Source organism: Hydrogenophaga aquatica (assembly GCF_054780915.1).
Window position 1 is genome coordinate 64155 of record NZ_BAAGVK010000007.1, and the last position, 21341, is coordinate 85495.

General features: G+C 66.0%; 20 protein-coding genes. 15 read left to right on the forward strand and 5 right to left on the reverse strand.

Annotation, left to right across the window (positions count from 1 at the left end; genetic code table 11):
• From ACYVHH_RS05215 to ACYVHH_RS05225, 3 genes are read left to right on the forward strand one after another with little or no spacing between them, the layout of a single operon-like run.
• A complete protein-coding gene (locus ACYVHH_RS05215; protein ID WP_460564033.1) occupies window positions 1-801 on the forward strand; it encodes an aspartate dehydrogenase in 801 nt (266 codons plus the stop codon).
• Window positions 798-2270, forward strand: coding sequence for an aldehyde dehydrogenase (locus tag ACYVHH_RS05220; RefSeq protein WP_460564034.1), 1473 nt, complete (start codon window positions 798-800; stop codon window positions 2268-2270). Before ACYVHH_RS05215 ends, ACYVHH_RS05220 begins: the two co-directional genes overlap by 4 nt.
• Window positions 2271-2298: 28 nt before the next feature.
• The gene (locus tag ACYVHH_RS05225) at window positions 2299-3078 is read left to right on the forward strand and encodes an SDR family oxidoreductase (protein ID WP_460564035.1); all 780 of its coding nucleotides are present in this window, start codon (window positions 2299-2301) and stop codon (window positions 3076-3078) included.
• A gap of 93 nt (window positions 3079-3171) precedes the next feature.
• Here ACYVHH_RS05225 and ACYVHH_RS05230 read toward each other — a convergent pair whose 3' ends face one another.
• From ACYVHH_RS05230 to ACYVHH_RS05250, 5 genes are read right to left on the reverse strand one after another with little or no spacing between them, the layout of a single operon-like run.
• On the reverse strand, window positions 3172-4134 hold the full coding sequence (locus ACYVHH_RS05230; protein ID WP_460564036.1) for a PDR/VanB family oxidoreductase: 963 nt from the start codon (window positions 4132-4134) through the stop codon (window positions 3172-3174).
• Window position 4135: 1 nt separating this feature from the next.
• Window positions 4136-5176, reverse strand: a complete 1041-nt coding sequence (locus tag ACYVHH_RS05235) for a Rieske 2Fe-2S domain-containing protein (protein ID WP_460564037.1) — start codon at window positions 5174-5176, stop codon at window positions 4136-4138.
• A 33-nt stretch (window positions 5177-5209) separates the two neighbouring features.
• A complete protein-coding gene (locus ACYVHH_RS05240; RefSeq protein WP_460564038.1) occupies window positions 5210-5434 on the reverse strand; it encodes a recombinase-like helix-turn-helix domain-containing protein in 225 nt (74 codons plus the stop codon).
• A gap of 38 nt (window positions 5435-5472) precedes the next feature.
• On the reverse strand, window positions 5473-6438 hold the full coding sequence (locus tag ACYVHH_RS05245) for a VOC family protein (RefSeq protein WP_460564039.1): 966 nt from the start codon (window positions 6436-6438) through the stop codon (window positions 5473-5475).
• Window positions 6439-6466: 28 nt separating this feature from the next.
• Entirely contained in the window at window positions 6467-7003 is a 537-nt protein-coding gene (locus ACYVHH_RS05250; protein WP_460564040.1) for a cupin domain-containing protein, read from the reverse strand.
• Window positions 7004-7431: 428 nt separating this feature from the next.
• Here ACYVHH_RS05250 and mraZ point away from each other — a divergent pair, with 428 nt between their 5' ends.
• From mraZ to ACYVHH_RS05310, 12 genes are read left to right on the forward strand one after another with little or no spacing between them, the layout of a single operon-like run.
• Window positions 7432-7860, forward strand: coding sequence for a division/cell wall cluster transcriptional repressor MraZ (mraZ, locus tag ACYVHH_RS05255; RefSeq protein ID WP_460564041.1), 429 nt, complete (start codon window positions 7432-7434; stop codon window positions 7858-7860).
• A 9-nt stretch (window positions 7861-7869) separates the two neighbouring features.
• Window positions 7870-8805 (forward strand): 16S rRNA (cytosine(1402)-N(4))-methyltransferase RsmH, encoded by a 936-nt coding sequence (gene rsmH, locus ACYVHH_RS05260; RefSeq protein WP_460564042.1) that lies wholly within the window; start codon window positions 7870-7872, stop codon window positions 8803-8805.
• Entirely contained in the window at window positions 8802-9146 is a 345-nt protein-coding gene (ftsL, locus tag ACYVHH_RS05265; RefSeq protein WP_460564044.1) for a cell division protein FtsL, read from the forward strand. The genes rsmH and ftsL overlap by 4 nt, the downstream gene beginning before the upstream one ends.
• Window positions 9143-10873, forward strand: coding sequence for a peptidoglycan D,D-transpeptidase FtsI family protein (locus tag ACYVHH_RS05270; RefSeq protein WP_460564045.1), 1731 nt, complete (start codon window positions 9143-9145; stop codon window positions 10871-10873). Before ftsL ends, ACYVHH_RS05270 begins: the two co-directional genes overlap by 4 nt.
• Entirely contained in the window at window positions 10870-12408 is a 1539-nt protein-coding gene (locus ACYVHH_RS05275; protein ID WP_460564047.1) for a UDP-N-acetylmuramoyl-L-alanyl-D-glutamate--2,6-diaminopimelate ligase, read from the forward strand. Before ACYVHH_RS05270 ends, ACYVHH_RS05275 begins: the two co-directional genes overlap by 4 nt.
• Window positions 12405-13820, forward strand: a complete 1416-nt coding sequence (locus tag ACYVHH_RS05280; RefSeq protein ID WP_460564049.1) for a UDP-N-acetylmuramoyl-tripeptide--D-alanyl-D-alanine ligase — start codon at window positions 12405-12407, stop codon at window positions 13818-13820. Before ACYVHH_RS05275 ends, ACYVHH_RS05280 begins: the two co-directional genes overlap by 4 nt.
• The gene (gene mraY, locus ACYVHH_RS05285; protein ID WP_460564050.1) at window positions 13810-14988 is read left to right on the forward strand and encodes a phospho-N-acetylmuramoyl-pentapeptide-transferase; all 1179 of its coding nucleotides are present in this window, start codon (window positions 13810-13812) and stop codon (window positions 14986-14988) included. The genes ACYVHH_RS05280 and mraY overlap by 11 nt, the downstream gene beginning before the upstream one ends.
• Entirely contained in the window at window positions 14985-16562 is a 1578-nt protein-coding gene (murD, locus tag ACYVHH_RS05290; protein ID WP_460564051.1) for a UDP-N-acetylmuramoyl-L-alanine--D-glutamate ligase, read from the forward strand. The genes mraY and murD overlap by 4 nt, the downstream gene beginning before the upstream one ends.
• A complete protein-coding gene (ftsW, locus tag ACYVHH_RS05295; RefSeq protein WP_460564052.1) occupies window positions 16559-17851 on the forward strand; it encodes a putative lipid II flippase FtsW in 1293 nt (430 codons plus the stop codon). The genes murD and ftsW overlap by 4 nt, the downstream gene beginning before the upstream one ends.
• Window positions 17848-18945, forward strand: a complete 1098-nt coding sequence (gene murG, locus ACYVHH_RS05300; RefSeq protein ID WP_460564053.1) for an undecaprenyldiphospho-muramoylpentapeptide beta-N-acetylglucosaminyltransferase — start codon at window positions 17848-17850, stop codon at window positions 18943-18945. Before ftsW ends, murG begins: the two co-directional genes overlap by 4 nt.
• A complete protein-coding gene (gene murC / locus ACYVHH_RS05305) occupies window positions 18942-20366 on the forward strand; it encodes a UDP-N-acetylmuramate--L-alanine ligase (protein WP_460564054.1) in 1425 nt (474 codons plus the stop codon). The genes murG and murC overlap by 4 nt, the downstream gene beginning before the upstream one ends.
• A complete protein-coding gene (locus ACYVHH_RS05310; RefSeq protein WP_460564055.1) occupies window positions 20363-21340 on the forward strand; it encodes a D-alanine--D-alanine ligase in 978 nt (325 codons plus the stop codon). Before murC ends, ACYVHH_RS05310 begins: the two co-directional genes overlap by 4 nt.
• The last annotated feature ends 1 nt before the right edge of the window (window position 21341 follow it).

Genomic DNA, 21341 nt, shown 5'->3' on the forward strand with positions numbered 1-21341 from the left:
ATGCAGCAGGTGACATTGATCGGCTTCGGCGCCATTGGCCGCACGCTGTTCAAGCGCATGGCGCAGCACCCCGAGGTGCGCATCACGCACATCGTCGTGCCTGAAGCGCATGTGCCTGATGCGGCGCAGGCCTTGCAGGACATGAACCAGGCGGGTGTCACGGTGTGCAGCGCGGTACCTGCCCACACGGCGCTGCTCGTGGAGTGCGCCGGGCATGCAGCGCTGACCGATCACGTCCTGCCCGCTCTGGAGCGCGGCATCGAAACGGCCGTGCTTTCGGTTGGTGCCTTGTCGGAAGATGGATTGCCCGAACAATTGGCCGCGGCGGCCCAAAAGGGCGGCACCCAGGTTCATCTGCTGGCGGGAGCCATCGGTGGGGTTGACGCGATTGCGGCCGCCCGCATTGCGGGGCTCGACGCCATCACGTACACAGGGCGCAAGCCCCCTGCCGGTTGGCGGGGCACGCCGGCGGAGCTGCTGGTCGACCTGGACAGCATTGCCGAGCCGACCGTGATCCTGGAGGCTTCGGCCCGCGAAGCGGCACGCCTTTACCCCAAGAATGCGAACGTGGCCGCGACCATTTCGCTGGCGGGGCTGGGGCTGGATGCCACGCGGGTGAGGCTGGTCGCCGATCCGACGGTCACCGAGAACATCCACGAGATCGAAGTGCGCGGCGCCTTTGGCGAGATGTGTGTGACCATGCGCGGCAAGCCGCTGCCCGAGAACCCCAAGACGTCGGCGTTGACGGTTCTTTCCGCGCTGCGCTTCCTGCACAACCGTACCTCACCGGTGACGATATGACCGAAAAGTTGCAGAGTTTCTTTGCCGGGCAATGGCGCGACGCGTCGGGCCCGGAGTACACAACCGAATACCCGCACGACGGCAGCACGGTGGCCCGATTGAATGCAGCCACCGTGGCCGATGTGGACGAGGCCGTGCAGACCGCCGAGGCTGCACGCCAGCGGCCCGAATGGGCTGGACTGAAACACCATGAGCGCGCGGGCATGCTATACCGCATCGCTCAGGGCATCCGCGACCGGGCGGAGGAACTGGCCCAGCTGCAGCGGCTCGACAACGGCAAGCCTATCAAGGAGTGCCGGGCGCTGGTGGCCAGCGCGGCCGGAACGTTCCAGTTCTTTGGCGCTGCCGCCGAAACCTGGGAAGAGACCATCACCCCGGCACGTGGCGACTACCTGAGCATGAGCGTGCACGAGCCGCTCGGGGTGGTGGGCGCCATCACGCCGTGGAACAGTCCCATTGCCAGCGAGGCGCAGAAACTTGCCCCGGCCCTGGCCGCAGGTTGCGCCGTGGTGTTCAAACCGGCCGAGATCACCCCGCGCATGGCCATTGAGCTGGCCCGCATTGCACAGCAGGCAGGGGTGCCGGATGGCATCATCAGCGTGCTGCCGGGCAAGGGCTCGGTGGTGGGGGATGCCCTTGTGCGGCATCCGCTGATCAAACGCATTGCCTTCACGGGCGGCACCAACGTGGGCATGGGCATACAGCGGCAGGCCGCCGAGAAGCTGATGCCCACGTCTCTTGAGCTGGGGGGGAAGTCACCAACCATCGTGATGCCGGACGCCGATCTGGACCATGCGGTGGCTGGTGTCCTGTACGGGATCTTCAGTTCGTCGGGCGAGTCCTGCATTGCGGGGTCGCGCGCCTTTGTGCACGAAAGCGTGTACGAGGCCTTCAAGGCGCGCCTGCTGGAAGGTGTCAAGCGCCTGCGCGTTGGCGACCCGTCGAGCGAGGACACGCACATGGGGCCACTGGTCAACATGGCGCACCGTGCCACCGTGGAACGTTACGTGCAGATGGGCCGGGACGAGGGCGGGCGCGTGCTGTGCGGTGGGGTACGGCCTTCGGGCGGTTACTACGACGCAGGCAGCTACTACCTGCCCACCATCTTCGAAGGGCTGCCGAACAGTGCGCGCATGTGCCAGGAGGAGATTTTCGGGCCGGTGCTGGCGCTGTTGCCGTGGCGGGACGAGGCCGATCTTGTGGCGCAGTGCAACGACAACATGTTTGGCCTGGCCGCAGGCATCTGGACGCGTGATTTCAAGAACGCCTGGCGAATCGGCCGCGCCTTGCAGACGGGCACCGTCTGGGTCAACACCTACAAGATCTTTTCCATCAGCACGCCGTTCAGCGGTGTGAAGATGAGTGGTTATGGCCAGGAGAAGGGGCGGCTGGGCATTCTGGAATACACCAGCCAGAAGAGCTTCTACTGGGGGCTGAACGAAGCCCCCAATCCCTGGGCCGGGGTTTGACGCCTGTTTTCGCCAGGATGGAATAAACATGGATCTGGGAATCGGAAACAGAAAGGCGCTGGTCTGCGGCGCCAGTGCCGGGCTCGGTTATGCCTGCGCCGAGGCGCTGGTGCGCGAAGGTGTTCACGTCGTCATCGCCGCGCGTACCGAAGGGCCGCTGTTGGAAGCGGCAGACCGCCTGCGGGCATTGCAGGCTGGCCGGGTGGATCACGTTGCCGCGGATGTCACCTCGGAAGAAGGGCGTTCCCGCATCTTCGCCAAACACCCTTCCTTCGATATTCTGGTCACGAACGCCGGGGGGCCGCCTCCGGGGGATTTCCGGCAGTGGGACCAGGGCACCTGGCACCGGGCGATAGACGCCAACATGCTGGCACCGATCGAACTCATCAAGGCCACGGTGGACGGCATGATGGCGCGAGGCTGGGGCCGCATCGTCAACATCACGTCCAGTGCGGTCAAGTCGCCTGTGGACGGGCTCGGGCTGTCGGTGGGCGCGCGCAGCGGCCTCACCGGGTTCGTCGCGGGATTGGCGCGCACCACTGTGGGCAGTGGGGTGACCATCAACAACCTGCTCCCAGGCACGTTTGACACCGCGCGGCTGGCCGGCAATTTCGCAGCACAGGCCCAGCGCGAAGGCCGCTCGGTTGAAGAGGTGATTGCCGCGCGGCTGGCCAAGCACCCGGCCCACCGTTTTGGCCAGCCTGGCGAACTGGGGCATACCTGCGCCTACTTGTGCAGCGTTCATGCGGGCTACATCAATGGCCAGAACATCCTTCTGGATGGGGGCTCGTTCTCTGGGGTTTTCTGAGTTGCCTGAGTTGCGGCCTATCCAGCCGCACCAGCAAAAAGCCCGATGGAGGTGACTCCACCGGGCTTTGTCATCAGTGGTACAGGTGCGCGGTCAGAGATCCAGCACCAGCTTCGGGCTCTTGCAGCCCGACACGCAAACCATCATGACCTTGTTGCTGGCCTTCTCCGCAGCGGTCAGCACCGAGTCGCGGTGATCCACTTCCCCTTCAATCACCCGCGTTTCGCACGAACCGCACACGCCTTCCTCGCAGCTGAAGGGAACATCGGCGCGAACGTCCAACAGCCACTGGTGCAGGCTTTTCTCGGGAGAGACTTCGAACGTCTTGCCGCAGCGGCGCAGCTCCACCGTGTAGCTCGCCTTGGCGTCAGCCGCCGCCTTGACCTCTACCGCACTGAAACGTTCGATGTGTGCGTTCGTGTGTCCAAGCTCGGCGCAGAACTTCTCGAAGGCGTCCAGCATGACCGCAGGGCCGCACGCGTAGTAGTGCGCGCTGGGGCTGGGGGCGTGACGTGACAGCAGCGCTTTCAGGTCGGGCGGGCCGCCACGTTCATCGTCGAAATGCCAGGTCACGGGTGTGCCGAGCGCTTCGATCTCAGCCGTGAAGGCCGCGCTCTTGCGCGAGCGGGCGAAGTAGATCACCTCGAAAGACTTGCCGAGCGCCTGCAGGCGTCGGCCCATGCACAGGATGGGCGTCACGCCGATGCCGCCCGCGATGAGCACGGTGTGGGTCGCATCTTCGTGCAGCGGGAAATGGTTGCGCGGTGCGCTGATCTGCAGCCGTGTGCCCACGCGCAGCTGTTCATGCACGCAGCGCGAACCGCCCCGGCTGGCGCGGTCCTTGAGCACGCCGACCACATACCGGTGGTTCTCGCGGCTGTCGTTGAACAGCGAGTAGCTGCGCACCATGCCATTGGGCAGGTGCAGGTCGATGTGCGCCCCCGCCTCGAAGGCCGGGAAGGCAGTGCCTTCCACGGGCCGCAGTTCCACGCTGATGACGTCTTCCGCCTCGTGGCGCAGCGTGTGCACCCAGGCCTGCAGGTTGGTGGCGCTCATGTCAGACCTTGGCTGCTGCTTTGTCGACCTGCTGCTGCGCCAATGCCTTGAGGCGGCGGCGCAGGCGCACGATGCCGGTGTCGTGCTGGTACAGGAACTCCCGCAGGTTGGCGTTGGGCTCCATGGCCTCCACCGCTACGCGGTCCTGCTCCAGCACTTTCCAGTGGCGCTCTTCCAGGCGGTTCTTGTAGAGGAAGCGCCAGGTGTCGCGCTGCCAGCCCTGCACCTTGCGGCAGCGCCAGAAGAACACGCTGGTCACGTTCTTTTCAGCGGGGGTGAAAGAGCCGACGATGGCAAAGTTGCCGCCCGGTCCGCCCGTCTTGGGGTAGGGGATTTCCAAGTGCATGGTGTGAATGTTGCCCGCCTCGCGCCATTCGGTCCAGTCGAAGTTGACGTCGCGCTGGCCTTTCTTCTCGAAGAAGAAGCCGGTGTCCGTGTCCCGGATCTGGAAGTCGGCGCTGATTTCGCCTTCGCTCATGGTGTGCGACTGCTTGTGCAGGTAGGCGCCGTGCATCGGGTCCATCACGTTGTCGATGACGTAGCGGTAGTCGCAACCCCATTCCACGTAGCACAGGAACGAGGACCATTCCGGCGAGGTCAGTTCTTCAGGCAGCACCAGCGGTGGCGCTTCATCCAGATGCGGGTTGGCGGCGTTGAAGAGGAAGATTGCGCCATTGCTCTCGCTCACATGGAACCGGCGGGTCGTGCGTGAGCCTTCCAGTTTGCAGCCCGGGCTGCCAGGCACCCGGGTCACCGTGCCGTCGTCACGCACTTCCACGCCGTGGTAGGGGCAGGCGATGCGGTCACCAAGGATCACGCCCATGGACAGTGGCGCACCCCGGTGCGGGCAATGGTCTTCCAGTGCGTGGACCTTGCCTGCCTGGTCGCGCCACACGGCAATCTTGTAGCCCAGGCGCCGCAGCGAGACTGGGTTGTCCTTCACGAAGGACGAGGGGCAGACCGGGAACCACAGGTCCTTGAGACCTGCTTCGAGCGCCTGATCGACCGGGTCGAGGACGACGTTGATGGTGGAGGTGTTCATGCTGTGCTCCTTCTTTGTCCTGCTTATCGTGTTTCAGGCCGCCAGGCGGGCCATTTCCTGTTTGTAGAGGTCGGGCGTCCAGGCCTGGCCGTTGGGGCCTGCGGGGCCCGCGCTGTTCAGGTAGCACACCAGGCCTTCGAGGTCATGGATGCCCATGGCGAAGGCCCGTTCGATCGAATCACCGAGCAGGCTCTCATAGGCCGTCGGCGCGGCCTCGCGGTTTTGAAAGGTTTCGTTGTAGAGGGGGCGGTTGCTCATCGCAGTCTCCTGGGGAATGGGGTCCGGGCCTTGTTGGCTCAGGCCTTGGGTTTGTCTGTCATGAAGCGGCCACTGGGCGCTTCTGCGCTTTTCTGCCGGCGGGTGTTGCCATCGATGCCACCCTTGATCGCCCACTCGGCGAACACGGTGGGGCCTGGCGTGAACTCGCGTGGCTGCCAGTCGGCAGTCAGCTCGTCTTCGTCGGTGTAGTACTCCCACAGTGCGCCTGCGGGGCTGTTGTAGTACCAGAAGATGGCTGACGAGATGGGGTGCCGTCCCGGGCCAAGCTCGGTGTCCCAGCCGCTGCGCGACATGTGCATGCCACCACCGAACACCTCATGGACGTCCCGGACCGTGAAGGCGACATGGTTCAGGCCCTTGCGGGGTTCCGGGGGCTGCAGCAGGAACAGGTCGTGGTGGCCACCGCGCGGTGCGCAGCGCATGAAGTGGCCGCGGCCCGGGTAACGGTCCGAAATCACGAAGCCCAGCACATCCTGGTAGAAGCTCGTGCAGGCATCCAGGTCGGTGACGAAGAACACCACATGGCCCACCTCGATGGGTTGGGCACGCTCGTAAGCAGGGCTGGGCTGGTTGATGCGCGGGCGGTCCGACCAGGTGTTGAACTTGGCGCAGTCCAGATCGACGGCCTTTTTGCGGCTCACCTGTACGCGCACTGCCAGACCCATCGGATCGCAGCAGCCTGCACGGTCCCCCGTGTCGGTGAAGCCGGGCAGGCTGCGCATGCGTTCGGTAAAGGTTTTCAGGTCGGCGTCGTTTTCCACGCCCCAGACCACCTCGCGCACGGTTGGGTCGGCTTCAATGCCGGCGGGCAAGCCCGGTTTGTCGGAAGCGGCAACAATGACCCGGCAGCCATTGAGTGACTCGAACACCAGTTCCTGTGTCGATTCGGACACGGGCGTCAGGCCCCAGTCCAGCAAAAACTGGCGGCAACGCGGCAGATCGCTGGCGCCGAAGGTGATTTCGTCTATGCCCAGAACGCTCATGTGCTTTCCTTGTGTGCGGTGTAGGCTATCACCGCTTGATCCTGGACAGCGGGTGGGATGCAGGGTAGGTGGGCGTCACGGGCTTGGGGTTGCCGATGATGACGCACATCAGGGCTTCTTCGTCGCCGATGTTCACCACGCCCCGGTAGACGCCAACGGGCCAGGAGATGAGGTCACGTTCGCCTGCTTCCATCTCCCAGGTTTCACCGTTCAGTTCTGCAATCAGCTTGACACGGCCGCGCAGCACGAAGAACACCTCTTCCACGTCGGTGTGGATGTGCAGGGGGCCTTCCGCGCCTGCAGGCAGGATCATGGTGGAGAACGTGAAGTGCTCGGCGGGAACGGTGTTCTCGTCGCTGTCCACGCCGGTGGCACCCGTTCCGATGTAGCGCATCTGGGCGCGGCGGTACTTGGGGTCGTAGTCCGCCTGGAACTTCAGGGCGTGCCAGTCATAACGGCGCGTGGCCCGCGTGGCCATGCGCGACTTCATCCAGTCTCCCAGGCTCATGCCGGGCGGGCACTCGTATTGGGATTCCGCCGCTTCCGCTGCAACTTCGGTACTCATCGCATCTCCAATTCGTGTTTCTAATATAAAACATCGTTTCCCAATTGAAACGTGAGGGAATGATGATCCCTTGCCAGGTAAAGGTCAAGTGAAATCCGAGCTGGTGAGTCGGCTTTGCTTCCTGGGTGAAATGAGGTGGCGCCAGTCAGGTGGGCGGGGTGGCTTGGGGGTGGTGCCCAACCTGGGCTGGGCAAGGATGGCATCGGGTGGAAATCGGGCTTCTGTATTTGAAGCAAGACATTCAATACATTTTCTAAGTGCTTATTTTTGCTGACATTTCTTTCATATATTTACTTCCTGAAAATACTCTAAGTCTTTGATTTCATTCAAAAAAAGTTCGCCTTGCTTGTGCTGTGGATGGCTTTTGGTGCTACAGTGGGAAAAAGTGCAATTAAGTGGTGAAAAGTGGCTTCTAAGGTCTGAATCCCGTGTTCCAAGGCGCCTCCTCCCTCAGTCTCGATGCCAAAGGTCGGCTCTCTGTGCCGACCCGGCATCGTGACGTCCTGAGCGCCACGGCGGGCGGACAGCTCACCATCACCAAGCACCCGCACGGCTGCCTCATGGTCTTTCCCCGCAATGAATGGGAGAAATTCCGCGAGCGGCTCGCTGCCATGCCGATGTCTGCACAATGGTGGAAGCGAATCTTCCTGGGCAACGCCATGGACTGCGAAATGGACGGCTCGGGTCGCGTGCTCATCTCGCCCGAGCTGCGGGGTGCTGCTGGCATCACCAAGGAAACGGTGCTGCTGGGCATGGGCAACCACTTCGAGCTCTGGGACGCCGAGACCTACGCGGCCCAGGAGGCCGAGGCGATGAAGGGCGAGATGCCTGACGTCTTCAAGGACTTCTCTTTCTGAGGCCCGGCGGTGCAAGCGTCTTACACACACTGCACCGTCTTGTTGAATGAAGCGGTCGACGCCCTTCACATCCAACCTGACGGCCACTACATCGACGCCACCTTCGGGCGCGGCGGGCATTCGCGGCTGATCCTGTCGCGACTGTCGCCGGCCGGCCGGCTCACGGTGTTCGACAAAGACCCGCAAGCCATCGCGGTGGCGCGGGAAATCGCTGCCGCCGATGCGCGGCTCACCATTCACCACGAGGGCTTCAAGGCCCTGGGTGAGCTGGAGCCGGCCAGCGCCGACGGCATCTTGATGGATCTGGGGGTGAGTTCGCCCCAGCTTGACGACCCCGCCCGGGGTTTTTCCTTCCGGCACGACGGACCGCTGGACATGCGCATGGACCCTACCCGGGGCATGAGCGTGGCCGAGTGGCTGGCCGAGGCTGACATTTCCCAGATGGCGGAGGTGATTCGTGAATACGGCGAAGAACGGTTTGCTCAACAGATTGCAAAGGCGATTGATCGTCGCCGACAGGAACGGGGCCCTGTTCGAACCACCGCCGAGCTGGCCGAAGTCGTGGCTGGCGCGGTCAAAACCCGCGAGCCGGGCAAGGACCCTGCAACGCGCACATTTCAGGCTCTTCGGATTTTCATCAACGCCGAGCTTGAAGAGCTGCAACAGGCGCTAAGCGCCAGTCTGCAGGTGCTGCGTCCAGCGGGCCGGCTGGTGGTGATCAGCTTCCATTCTCTGGAAGACCGCATCACCAAGCAGTTCATGGCGCAGCACTCCAAAGAGGTGTTCGACCGCCGCGCTCCCTTTGCCGCCCCCAAGCCCATGGCCCTGCGCGGGGTGCACCGCGTGATGCCGGGCGACGCCGAGGTGGCGGCCAATCCGCGCTCGCGCAGTGCGGTGATGCGCGTGGCCGAGCGCACCGAGGCGCCAGTGGAGGTGCGTTCATGACGCGGCTCAATCTGGTGTTGCTGGTGGCCGTGCTGGCCAGCGCTTTCTACCTGGTGCACCTGCAGTACGAGTCGCGCCGCCTCTATGTGGCCCTGGAGCGCGCCAAGACCGCCAGCGAGCGGCTGGCCGCCGACCACGAGCAGCTCGTGGTGCAAAAGCGCGCGCAGGCCACCCCGTCCAGGGTGCAGCAGCTCGCCGTGCGTCAGCTGCAGATGCGCCCCGCCAACCCGGCCATCACCGAGTACGTCACCTTGCCCGGCGCGGCTGGTGCCGATGGCGCGGTGAGTGGCCGCGTTCAGTCCATTCAGGTGCCCGCCGCGGCGACTGGGGGGCAGCAGTGAGCCGCAGCATCGCCTACAGCTCCAGCCCGCTGCTCACCAGCGCCACGCCGGTGTGGCGCAGCAAGTTCATCGTGGCGGGCCTGGCCGTGGCCTTCCTGGGGCTGGCGGGCCGCGCCGCGTATGTGCAGGTCTTTGGCAACGAGTTCTTCCAGCGCCAGGGTGAGGTGCGCTTCGCCCGCACCCTGGAACTGCCCGCCAACCGTGGGCGCGTGCTCGACCGCAACGGCCTGATCCTGGCCACCAGCGTGGTGGCACAGAGCGTGTGGGCTATTCCAGAGGACGTGGATCTGAACCACCCCAAGCTGCCGGAGATGGCCAAGCTGCTGGAGTTGCCCGTGGCCGAGCTCAAGCGCAGGCTCAACACCGACAAGTCCTTCGTGTGGGTGCGGCGCCAGGTGGACGAACCCATCGCGCTCAAGGTCAAGGCGCTCGACATCAAAGGCGTCTACCTGCGCAAGGAATACAAGCGCCAGTACCCCGAGGGCGAAGCGGCGGCGCACGTGGTCGGCTTCACCAATGTCGAAGACGTGGGCCAGGAGGGCGTGGAGCTGATCTTCAACCAGCAGTTGTCTGGCAAACCGGGGTCACGCCGCGTCATCAAGGACCGTCTGGGCCGCGTCATCGAAGACGTGCGCGAAGTGGTGCCGCCCGTCGACGGGCAGGACCTCCAGCTGTCGATCGACAGCAAGATTCAGTTCTTTGCCTTCCAGAAGCTGCGCGAGGCGGTGGAGCAGCACAAGGCCAAGGCGGGCAGCGTGGTGGTGATCGACGTGCAGACCGGCGAGGTGCTGGCGCTGGCCAACTACCCCACCTACAACCCCAACCGGCGCGAGAACCTGAGCGGCGAGCAGTTGCGAAACCGCGCCATGACCGACACCTTCGAGCCGGGTTCCACCATGAAGCCCATCACCGTGGCCATGGCCATGGACGCAGGCCGCATCAACCCGCAAACCATCATCGACACCAGCCCCGGCCGCTACGCCATGGGTGGTTTCACCATCACCGACACGCACAACTACGGTGTGCTCACCGTCGAGGGTGTGATCCAGAAGTCCAGCAACGTGGGCTCGCTGAAGATCGCGCAGAAGATGAGCCCGCAGGAGATGTGGGATACCTACACGGCGCTGGGTTACGGCCAGAAACCGCGCATCGAATTCCCGGGAGCGGTCCCGGGCCGCGTGCGCCCCTGGAAGACATGGCGGCCCGTCGAGCAGGCCACCATGTCCTACGGTTATGGCTTGTCGGCCTCGCTGTACCAGATGGTGCAGTCCTACACCGCGTTCGCGCACGACGGCTCCATCATCCAGCCCACCATGCTCAAGAACAGCGAGGCGGCCGTGGGGCGCAAGGTGTTTTCCGCGGAAACGGCGGCAGCCGTGCGCAAGATGCTGCAGATGGCGGCGGGCCCCGGCGGTACAGGTCAGAAGGCGCAGACCGTGGGTTACTCGGTGGGCGGCAAATCGGGCACCGCGCGCAAGCAGATGGGCAAGGGTTACGCCGTCAACAAGTACCGGTCCTGGTTCACGGGCATGGCACCCATCGACAAGCCCCGCATCGTGGTGGGCGTGATGGTGGACGAACCCAGCAACGGGCAGTACTACGGCGGCCTTGTGGCCGCGCCCGTGTTCAGCGAGACCGTGCAGCAGGCCTTGCGCATCCTGGGCGAGCAGCCCGACATGAACGTCAAGCCGCAGATCGTGGCCGAAACGGTGGAGGAGTCGATTTGATCACCACACTCCACTCGCCGCTGGAAGCTGCCCGCTGGTTGCAGGCACATGCCGCCAGGACCCTGTGCGTGGACAGTCGCCGCGTGCAGCCCGGCGACGCGTTCGTGGCGTGGCCGGGCGCTGCGCAGGACGGGCGCCGCTACGTGAATGCCGCGTTGCAGGCGGGCGCCGTGGCCTGCCTGGTGGAGCGCGACGGCGTGGAAGCCTATGGTTTCACCGACCCCCGTGTGGCGGCGGTGACAGGTCTCAAGCACGCCACTGGCGAGATCGCCGACCAATTCCACCGCCACCCTAGCCACGAGGTCAAGGTCGTGGCCATCACCGGCACCAACGGCAAGACATCCACCGCCTGGTGGACTGCGCAATGGCTGACCGCCCTGGAGACGCGTGCTGCCGTGATGGGTACGCTGGGCGTCGGTGTGCCGGGTGCGGACTTCGTTCCCACCGGCCTGACCACGCCCGACCCTGTCACCCTGCAGGCCAGCCTGCGCCGTTTTGCGGCAGAGGGCGTGCGTGCCTGCGCACTTGAGGCCTCGTCCATCGGCCTGGAGGAAGGCCGCCTCAACGGTACGCGCATCCACACCGCCATATTCACCAACCTCACGCAAGACCACCTGGACTACCACGGCACGATGGCGGCCTACTGGCAGGCCAAGCGCGCGCTGTTCAAGTGGCCTGGTCTGAAGGCGGTGGTCGTCAACGTCGACGATCCCCATGGTGCGGAGCTGGCGGCCGAACTCCAATCCCGGGCCGATGGCGGCGAGATCGATCTGTGGACGGTGTCGGCGGCCGGAAGGCCCGCCCGCCTGCACGTGCCCGCCTGGACGCTGACCGACACCGGGCTGTGCTTCCATGTGGTGGAGCAGTTGCCCGGCGGGCGCGAGAGCGACCCGCAGGAGATCAGGCTGCCGCTGGTGGGGGAGTACAACCTGTACAACCTGCTCTGTGCGCTGGCTGCGGCGCGGGCCCAGGGGCATGCCCTGGAAAGCGCCATCCGGACCTGCCACGCCCTGACGCCCGTACCGGGGCGCATGCAGTCCGCCTGGGTGGACGAGCGAGATGCCTTGCCTCTGGTGCTGGTGGACTACGCCCACACCCCGGATGCCCTGGAAAAGGCCCTGCAGGCCCTGCAACCGCTCGCCATGCAGCGCGGCGGCCAGCTGTGGTGCGTGGTGGGTTGCGGCGGCGACCGCGACGCCACCAAGCGCCCCCTGATGGCGGCCGTGGCTGAACAGGAAGCGGCCAGACTGGTGCTGACCAGTGACAACCCGCGCAGCGAAGACCCGATGCACATCCTGCGGCAAATGGCCGCCGGGTTGCGCCAGCCTGCCGCCGTGCAGGTGCAGCCCGACCGGGCGCAGGCCATCGCCGAGGTGGTGGCGCAGGCCGGCGCGCGTGACGTGGTGCTGCTGGCAGGCAAAGGGCACGAGGATTACCAGGAGATTGCCGGCGTCAAGCGCCCCTTCTCCGATCTGGACGAGGCCCGGCAGGCCTTGCAGCGCCGCCTGTCACCATCCACGGAGGCACAGCCATGAAGACCCTGGCCGAGCTGATGCTGGCCCTGCCGGGCGCGCGCGCTGTGGGCAATGTCACACAGGCCGCCGTGCAGCGCGTGCACACCGACACCCGCACGTTGCGCGTGGGTGATCTCTTCGTGGCTTTGCGCGGCGAGCGTTTCGATGCCAACGACTATCTGGCGCAGGCGCGTGAGGCCGGGGCAGTGGCCGCCATCGCCGAGCGGGGGTTGGCTGCTGCCGGGCTGAGCGGTGTCGAGGTGCCTGATGGCCGCCTGGCACTGGGCGAACTGGCCCGCCGCTGGCGCGCGCAGTTCCGGCTGCCCCTGATTGCCGTGACGGGAAGCAATGGCAAGACAACGGTCACACAAATGATCGCTTCCATCCTCCGCATGGCGGCAGGCGATGCTGCGCTGGCCACGCAAGGCAATTTGAACAACGATATCGGCGTGCCCTTGACTGTGCTGCGGCTGCGCGCGGAACACCGCCTGGCGGTGGTCGAGCTGGGCATGAACCACCCGGGTGAGATCGCGGGTCTGGCCGCCATTGCCCAGCCCACGGTGGCGCTGGTCAACAACGCTCAGCGCGAGCACCAGGAATTCATGGCCACGGTGGAGGCCGTCGCCCGCGAGAACGCCGAGTGCTTCCGCAGCCTGCCTGCGGATGGTGTCGCCGTGTTCCCCGCTGGCGACGACTACACCGGACTGTGGACCACACTGGCGCAGGGTCGCCGCACGCTCACCTTCGGCGACGCGGGCGCAGACGTCAGCGGCGACGCCGTCTGGACCGGCGCGGCCTGGGCGGTGAAGGTGAACACCCCCGCAGGCAGCTTCACCACCGAGATTCACATCGCTGGCCGTCACAACGTGCGCAACGCCCTGGCTGCCACCGCCTGTGCCGTGGCAGCCGGTGTGCCTGTCGAGGCCATCGCCCATGGGTTGCGCGCGTTCGAGCCGGTCAATGGCCGCTCCCGCGCGCTGGCGCTACAGCTGCCCGGCCGCAGCATCACCCTGGTGGACGACAGTTACAACGCCAACCCCGACTCGGTGCGCGCCGCCATCGAGGTGCTGGCCGAACTGCCCGGTCCGCGCCTGCTGGCCCTCGGCGACATGGGGGAGGTCGGCCAGCAGGGCCTCGCGTTCCACGACGAAGTGCTGCGCCACGCCCTCGCGCGCGGCATCGACCACGTGCTCGTCACCGGTGACTGGATGGCACAGGCCAGCGCACCGCTGCTGCCTCAGGCCGGCGGGCACTTGCAGTGCTTCGCGGGTTTCGATGCCCTTGCCGACGCATCCCTGGCTTTGCTGCCCGGCATGGGCAGCGTTCTGGTCAAAGGCTCGCGCTTCATGCGCATGGAAAGGCTGGTGCAGGCCCTGGTGGCCCGCGCTGGCGGACAAGATCAAAAAGAGGAGGGCGCGAACCATGCTGCCTAGTCTGGCTCTCTGGCTGCAGGGGCTGAGTCCCGAATTCGGTTTCCTGCGGGTGTTCCAGTACCTGACCTTCCGCGCCGTCATGGCCGCTATGACCGCCCTGCTGCTCGGCGTGGGCGCGGGGCCGTGGTTCATCCGCCGTCTCACCGAACTCAAGATCGGCCAGCCCATCCGCGAATACGCGGTGCAGGCACACCTGAGCAAGAGCGGCACACCCACCATGGGTGGCGTGCTGATCCTGTTCGCCATTGCGCTGTCCACCTTGCTGTGGTTTGACTGGAGCAACCGCTTCGTCTGGATCGTTCTGCTCGTCACTCTCGGGTTTGGCGCCATCGGCTGGGTGGACGACTGGCGCAAGGTCGTGAACAAAGACCCCGAAGGCATGCGTTCGCGCGAGAAGTACTTCTGGCAGTCGGTCATCGGCCTGCTGGCCGCGTTCTACCTGGCCTTCGCCATCTCGGAAAGCTCCAACCAGCGCGTGTTCGAGTTGTTCGTCAACTGGGTGGCGTCCGGCTTCACGCTCGACCTGCCGGAGCAGGCGGGGCTGATGGTGCCCTTCTTCAAAGAAGTCAGCTACCCGCTTGGCGTGCTGGGCTTCGTCATCCTCACCTACCTGGTCATCGTGGGTTCCAGCAACGCCGTGAACCTGACTGACGGCCTGGACGGCCTGGCCATCATGCCTGTGGTGATGGTGGGCTCGGCGCTGGGCGTGTTTGCCTACGTTACCGGCAACGCGGTGTTCTCCAAATACCTGCTGCTGCCCTACATCCCCGGCACGGGCGAAGTACTGATCTTCTGCGCCGCCATGGCTGGTGCGGGCCTGGCCTTCCTGTGGTTCAACGCCTACCCGGCGCAGGTGTTCATGGGCGACGTGGGCGCGCTGGCCCTGGGCGGCGCGCTGGGCACCATCGCCGTCATCGTGCGGCAGGAGATCGTGCTGGCCATCATGGGCGGCATCTTCGTGGTCGAAGCACTGTCGGTCATGTTGCAGGTCACCTGGTTCAAGTACACCAAGCGCCGTTATGGCGAAGGGCGCCGCCTCTTCAAGATGGCGCCGCTGCACCACCACTTCGAGAAGTCCGGCTGGCGCGAGACGCAGGTCGTCGTGCGCTTCTGGATCATCACCATGCTGTTGTGCCTGATCGGTCTGTCCACCCTGAAGCTGCGATGAACAACTTGAACCTGCAAGACCGCGAAGTGCTGGTGCTGGGCCTGGGGATCTCGGGCCTGGCACTGGCGCGCTGGTGCGCGCAGGCGGGAGCGAAGGTGACCGTGGCCGACACGCGCCAGAGCCCGCCGAACGCGGCGACGCTGGCGGCAGAACTGCCAGGCGCCACGCTGCTGTGCACTCCCTTTGATGCGGCCTTGTTCCAGCGAGCGCCTTGGGCCATGGTATGCCGCAGCCCAGGCATTGCACCGGCGCAGATGGCGGGTCTGGAAGAAGCCGCGCGCGCCGTGGGCATACCCGTGGTGGGCGAGCTGGGCCTGTTTGCCCATGCGCTGAAGGCCTTGGCAGAGTCGCCGGAAGGTGATGTGGCGCCCGAGGGCGAGGCAGCCAACCCGCCTTACCGCCCGAAGGTGATCGCCATCACCGGCACCAACGGCAAGACCACCACCACCTCGCTGACCGGCCATCTGCTGCGCGAAGCGGGCTGGGACGTGGCCGTGGCAGGCAACATCGGCCCCACGCTGCTGGACGTGCTGCGCGAACGTATGGCGACGGGGCAGTTGCCGCAGGCCTGGGTGCTGGAGCTGTCCAGCTTTCAGCTGGAAGGGGTGCAGGGCTTCGAGCCCACGGCAGCCGCTGTGCTCAACATCTCGCAGGACCACCTGGACTGGCACGGCAGCATGGAGGCCTATGCAGCGGCCAAGGCGCGCATCTTCGGCCAGCAGGGCGTGATGGTCCTCAACCGCGACGACGCCACCGTGATGGCCTGGCGCCCACAGCCTGTGACCGTGCGCGAGGGCAACCGGAGCAAGACGCTGCCCGCCCGCGAACACGTGACCTTCGGTACCGAAATGCCGCACCACGCGGGCGACTGGGGCCTGGAGACGGTGAACGGCATGACCTGGCTGGTACGTGCCTTGCCCGTAGACGACACCCGTCAGGGCACTGGCCGCAAGGGCCGGGGCCAGGACGAGGAAGAGATTTACTTGCAGCGCCTGATGCCGGCCGAGGCGCTGCGCATCCGCGGGCGCCACAACGCAAGCAACGCCTTGGCCGCGCTGGCCTTGGCCACCGCCGCTGGCGCACCGCTGGCGCCCATGCTGCACGCGCTGCGCGATTACCGGGGCGAACCGCACCGCGTGGAGCCGGTGGCCATCGTGCGCGAGGTCGAGTACTTCGACGACAGCAAAGGCACCAACGTGGGCGCCACGCTGGCGGCCATCAACGGCCTGGGGGCAGAGCGCAAGCTCGTCGTCATCCTGGGGGGGGACGGCAAGGGGCAGGACTTCTCCCCTCTGGCTGACGCCGTCGCCCGGCATGTGCGTGCCGTGGCGCTGATTGGGCGTGACGCCCCCGCCATTCGTGAGGCGCTGGTGGCCACGCATGTGCCCCTGCACGACGCAGCCACCTTGCCGCAAGCCGTGCGCTGGTGCGCCACGCAGGCGCAGCCCGGAGACGCCGTGCTGCTGTCACCCGCCTGCGCCAGCCTGGACATGTTCAAGGACTACGCCCACCGCGCGCAGGTGTTCGTGGACACCGTGCACGAACTGCAGGAAGAAGAGGGGACGCCTACATGAGCGACACCCGCACCCTAACCGGCTTCGCACGCCTCAGCCGCTGGCTTGGTGGCGGCGCGCGCGCCGCTGGCGGGGCTGCGCGGGAGTGGGTGGGCGAGTTGCCCGTGCGCCTCTCCAGCCGAGATTACGCGCGCGGGCGCACCTCGGTGGTTCGCGAGATGGGGTTCGACCAACCGTTGATGTGGGTGGTAGTCGCCTTGTTGTGCTGGGGTCTGGTGATGGTGTATTCCGCCTCCATCGCCTTGCCCGACAACCCACGCTTCCGCGCCTATGCGTCCACACACTTCCTGGTGCGCCACGCCCTGTCCATGGCCATTGGCGCGGTCGCCGCGCTCATCGCCTTCCAGGTGCCCATGAGCCGGTGGGAGAAATGGTCGCCCTGGCTGTTTGGGGCCGCCATCGTGCTGATGGTGATGGTGCTGCTGCCCTTCATCGGCAAGGGCGTGAATGGCGCACGCCGCTGGATTCCCCTGGGGCTCATGAACTTCCAGCCTTCAGAGCTGGCCAAGCTGGCCGTGGTCATGTACGCGGCGGGCTACATGGTGCGGCGCATGGAAGTGAAAGAGCGCTTCTTCCGCGCCGTGCTGCCCATGGGGGCCGCTGTCGGCATCATCGGCGTGCTGCTGCTGGCGCAGCCCGACATGGGCGCCTTCCTGGTGATTGCCGTCATCGCCATGGGCATCCTTTTCCTGGGTGGGGTCAACGCCCGCATGTTCTTCCTGATCGCGGGCATCCTCGTGGCCGCCTTCGCGGCCATGATCGCCAGTTCACCCTGGCGCCGCGAGCGCGTGTTCGCCTACCTCGACCCCTTCAGCGTGGACCACGCGCTGGGCAAGGGCTACCAGCTTTCGCACTCGCTCATCGCCTTCGGACGGGGCGAGGTGTTCGGCGTAGGCCTGGGTGGCAGCGTGGAGAAGCTGCACTGGCTGCCCGAGGCGCACACCGACTTCCTGCTCGCCGTCATTGGCGAGGAATTCGGCCTGGTCGGCGTGCTCATCCTCATCGCGCTGTTCATGTGGCTCACGCGCCGCATCATGTACATCGGCCGTCAGGCCATCGCGTTGGACCAGGTGTTTGCCGGGCTGGTGGCGCAGGGCGTGGGTCTGTGGATAGGGTTCCAGGCCTTCATCAACATCGGCGTGAACCTGGGCGCGCTGCCCACCAAGGGCCTGACGCTGCCGTTCATGAGTTACGGCGGCTCGGCCATCCTGATGAACCTCGTGGCGATCGCAGTGGTGCTGCGCATCGATCATGAAAACCGAAAACTCATGCACGGAGGCCGGGTATGAACAGACAACCCTGCGCTCTGGTGATGGCGGGCGGCACGGGCGGCCACATCTTCCCCGGCCTGGCCGTGGCCGAGGCCCTGCGGGCCGAAGGCTGGCGCGTGCACTGGCTGGGCGCACCCGGCAGCATGGAAGAGCGCCTGGTGTCGCCGCGCGGCTTCGCGTTTGAACCGGTGGCATTCGGCGGCGTGCGTGGCAAGGGTGTGAAGACCTTGCTGCTTTTGCCGCTTCGCCTGCTGAGGGCCTTCTGGCAGAGCCTGGCTGTGGTGCGCCGCGTCAAACCCGACGTGGTGCTGGGCCTGGGCGGCTACATCACCTTCCCTGGCGGCATGATGGGCGTGCTGGCAGGCAAACCACTGGTCTTGCACGAGCAGAACTCCGTGGCTGGCATGGCCAACAAGGTGCTGGCTGGCGTGGCCGACAAGGTTTTCACGGCCTACCCCAACGCACTGGGCAAGGGAGAATGGATAGGCAACCCGCTGCGCGCCGAGTTTCTGAAGCAGCCCGAACCGGCGCAGCGTTTCGCAGGCCGCAGCGGCCCCTTGCGGGTGCTGGTGGTTGGCGGCAGCCTGGGTGCCAAGGCCTTGAACGACACGGTGCCCCAGGCTCTGGCTTTGATTCCTGCCGGGCAGCGCCCGGTGGTCACGCACCAGAGTGGCGAAAAACAGATCGACGCACTCAAGGCCGCGTACGCGCAGGCCGGTGTTGAAGCCACGCTCACACCTTTCATCCAGGACACCGCGGCGGCGTTTGCCGAGGCGGACGTCGTCATTGCACGCGCTGGTGCCAGCACCGTGACCGAACTGGCCGCCGTGGGCGCTGCGGCCATCTTTGTGCCTTTCCCGCACGCAGTGGACGATCACCAGACCCACAACGCCCGCTTCCTGGTGGACGCAGGCGCGGCTTGGCTCGTGCCGCAGACCGAACTCACCGCGCAAGGGCTGGCTGCCATGCTGCAAGGCCTGACCCGCGACGAGCTGCAGGCCCGAGCCAGCAAGGCACTCGCCCAGGCCAAGACCCAGGCGGTGGAAGCCATGGTGCAGGCCTGCCGCACCCTGGCCAAAACGACAACCGCCTCAACCGGAGGCCACGCATGAAACACGCCATCCGCCACATCCATTTCGTCGGCATCGGTGGGGCCGGCATGAGCGGCATCGCCGAGGTGTTGCTCAACCAGGGTTACACCATCTCGGGCAGCGATCTGGGTGAAAGTGCCACCACGCGCCGCCTGCGCCAGCTGGGCGCGCGTGTGCACCTGGGGCACGCCGCCGCCAACATAGACGGTGCAGACTGCATCGTCACGTCCACGGCTGTGAAGGCGGACAACCCCGAGGTGGTGGCCGCGCACGCCAAGCTGCTGCCGGTGGTGCCGCGCGCCATCATGCTGGCCGAGCTGATGCGCATGAAGAAGGGCATCGCCATCGCGGGCACACACGGCAAGACGACCACCACCAGCCTGGTGGCCAGCGTGCTGGCTGCCGCCGAGATGGACCCCACCTTCGTCATCGGCGGCAAGCTCAACAGCGCGGGTGCCAACGCCCGCCTGGGTACCGGCGAATACATCGTGGTCGAGGCTGACGAGTCCGACGCCTCCTTCCTCAACCTGTTGCCCGTGATGGCGGTCGTCACCAACATCGACGCCGACCACATGGACACCTACGGGCACGACTTCGGCCGCCTCAAGCAGGCGTTCGTGGAGTTCCTGCACCACATGCCGTTCTACGGCGCGGCCATCGTCTGCGTCGACGATGCCAATATCCGTGGCTTGCTGGGCGACATCCAGCGCCCCATCACCACCTACGGCGTGAGCGAGGACGCACAGGTGCGGGCCCTGGATATCCGCCCGGTGGAGGGACAGATGCACTTCCGCGTGCAGCGCCGCAACGGTGTGCAGCTGCCCGACCTGAACGTGGTGCTCAACCTGCCCGGCCATCACAACGTGCTCAACGCCCTGGCTGCCATTGCCGTGGCGGTGGAGCTGGGCGTGCCCGACACCGCAGTGCTAGACGCGCTGTCCAGCTTCAAAGGCGTGGGGCGGCGCTTCCAGCGCTATGGCGAAGCGGCGCTGCCCAGCGGTGGCACAGCCACACTGGTGGACGACTACGGCCACCACCCCGTGGAAATGGCCGCCACCTTGGCCGCCGCTCGCGGCGCCTTCCCGGGCCGCCGTCTGGTGCTGGCTTTCCAGCCGCACCGCTACACCCGCACCCGCGACTGTTTCGAGGACTTCGTCAAGGTCATCGGGCAGGCGGACGCCGTGCTGCTGTCCGAGGTCTACGCCGCTGGCGAGGCGCCGATCGTGGCGGCAGATGGCCGCGCGCTCACACGCGCCCTGCGCGTTGCAGGCAAGGTCGAACCCGTGTTCGTGGACGACATCGCTGCCATGCCCCAGGCCATTCTGGACAACGCACGCGACGGCGACGTTGTGCTGTGCATGGGCGCAGGCTCCATCGGTGTGGTGGCGGGTCAAGTGATCACCCTGGCGCAGGCCGGGGAACAGAAAGAGGTGAGCGCATGAGCGCTGATGTGAAGATCGATCCCCGCAGCCTGGGCAAGGTAGCGGTTCTGATGGGCGGTTTCTCCGCCGAGCGCGAAGTCTCGCTCATGTCCGGCAACGGCGTGCTGCAGGCCCTGCTTTCGCAGGGCGTGGATGCATACGCTTTCGATCCGGCCGAGCGTGACCTGGGGGAACTCAGGCGCGACGGGTTCGAGCGCGCTTTCATCACGCTGCACGGGCGTTTCGGCGAAGACGGCACCGTGCAGGGCGCGTTGGAGCTGATGGGCATTCCGTACACCGGGCCCGGCGTGCTGGCGTCCAGCGTGGCCATGGACAAGGTCATGACCAAGCGCATCTGGCGCGCCGAAGGGCTGCCCACGCCAGACTGGCGCCAGGTGTCAAGCGCCGAAGAAACCGTTGCCGCCTTCCAGGCCCTGGGTTCACCCATGATCGTCAAGCCCGCACGCGAAGGCTCCACCATCGGCCTGACCAAGGTGACCGACGCTGCGCAGTGTGCCCAGGCCTACGCCCTGGCCGCGCAGCACGACCCCGAGGTGTTGTGCGAACAGTTCATCAGCGGTGACGAGGTGACCTGCCCGGTGCTGGGCACGGGTGCGAGCGCGCGTTCGCTGCCGGTGATCCACATCGTGGCGCCGGGTGGCAACTACGACTACCAGAACAAGTACTTCACCGACGACACCCGCTACATCGTGCCGTGCGACCTGCCCGCTGGCGAGGAGCCGGTGATCCAGGCGCTGGTGCTCAAGGCCTACCGCACGCTGGGCTGCCGAGGCTGGGCGCGTGCCGACGTGATGATCGACGCCGCCACCCGCAAGCCCTACCTGCTGGAAATCAACACCTCGCCGGGCATGACGGGCCATTCGCTGGTGCCCATGTCGGCGCGTGCAACGGGCATGAGTTACGAGACCTTGTGCCTGCACGTGCTGGCCGGCGCCAGCCTGGACAACCCCTTGCCTGTGGCAAACGGAGCCTGAC

Bases quoted from the DNA above. Each gene is read 5' to 3' on its own strand.
- ACYVHH_RS05215 (WP_460564033.1), top strand. From the start codon at position 1: ATGCAGCAGGTGACATTGATCGGCTTCGGCGCCATTGGCCGCACGCTG.
- ACYVHH_RS05220 (WP_460564034.1), top strand. From the start codon at position 798: ATGACCGAAAAGTTGCAGAGTTTCTTTGCCGGGCAATGGCGCGACGCG.
- ACYVHH_RS05225 (WP_460564035.1), top strand. From the start codon at position 2,299: ATGGATCTGGGAATCGGAAACAGAAAGGCGCTGGTCTGCGGCGCCAGT.
- ACYVHH_RS05230 (WP_460564036.1), bottom strand. From the start codon at position 4,134: ATGAGCGCCACCAACCTGCAGGCCTGGGTGCACACGCTGCGCCACGAG.
- ACYVHH_RS05235 (WP_460564037.1), bottom strand. From the start codon at position 5,176: ATGAACACCTCCACCATCAACGTCGTCCTCGACCCGGTCGATCAGGCG.
- ACYVHH_RS05240 (WP_460564038.1), bottom strand. From the start codon at position 5,434: ATGAGCAACCGCCCCCTCTACAACGAAACCTTTCAAAACCGCGAGGCC.
- ACYVHH_RS05245 (WP_460564039.1), bottom strand. From the start codon at position 6,438: ATGAGCGTTCTGGGCATAGACGAAATCACCTTCGGCGCCAGCGATCTG.
- ACYVHH_RS05250 (WP_460564040.1), bottom strand. From the start codon at position 7,003: ATGAGTACCGAAGTTGCAGCGGAAGCGGCGGAATCCCAATACGAGTGC.
- ftsL (WP_460564044.1), top strand. From the start codon at position 8,802: ATGACGCGGCTCAATCTGGTGTTGCTGGTGGCCGTGCTGGCCAGCGCT.
- ACYVHH_RS05280 (WP_460564049.1), top strand. From the start codon at position 12,405: ATGAAGACCCTGGCCGAGCTGATGCTGGCCCTGCCGGGCGCGCGCGCT.
- mraY (WP_460564050.1), top strand. From the start codon at position 13,810: ATGCTGCCTAGTCTGGCTCTCTGGCTGCAGGGGCTGAGTCCCGAATTC.
- murD (WP_460564051.1), top strand. From the start codon at position 14,985: ATGAACAACTTGAACCTGCAAGACCGCGAAGTGCTGGTGCTGGGCCTG.
- ftsW (WP_460564052.1), top strand. From the start codon at position 16,559: ATGAGCGACACCCGCACCCTAACCGGCTTCGCACGCCTCAGCCGCTGG.
- murG (WP_460564053.1), top strand. From the start codon at position 17,848: ATGAACAGACAACCCTGCGCTCTGGTGATGGCGGGCGGCACGGGCGGC.
- murC (WP_460564054.1), top strand. From the start codon at position 18,942: ATGAAACACGCCATCCGCCACATCCATTTCGTCGGCATCGGTGGGGCC.
- ACYVHH_RS05310 (WP_460564055.1), top strand. From the start codon at position 20,363: ATGAGCGCTGATGTGAAGATCGATCCCCGCAGCCTGGGCAAGGTAGCG.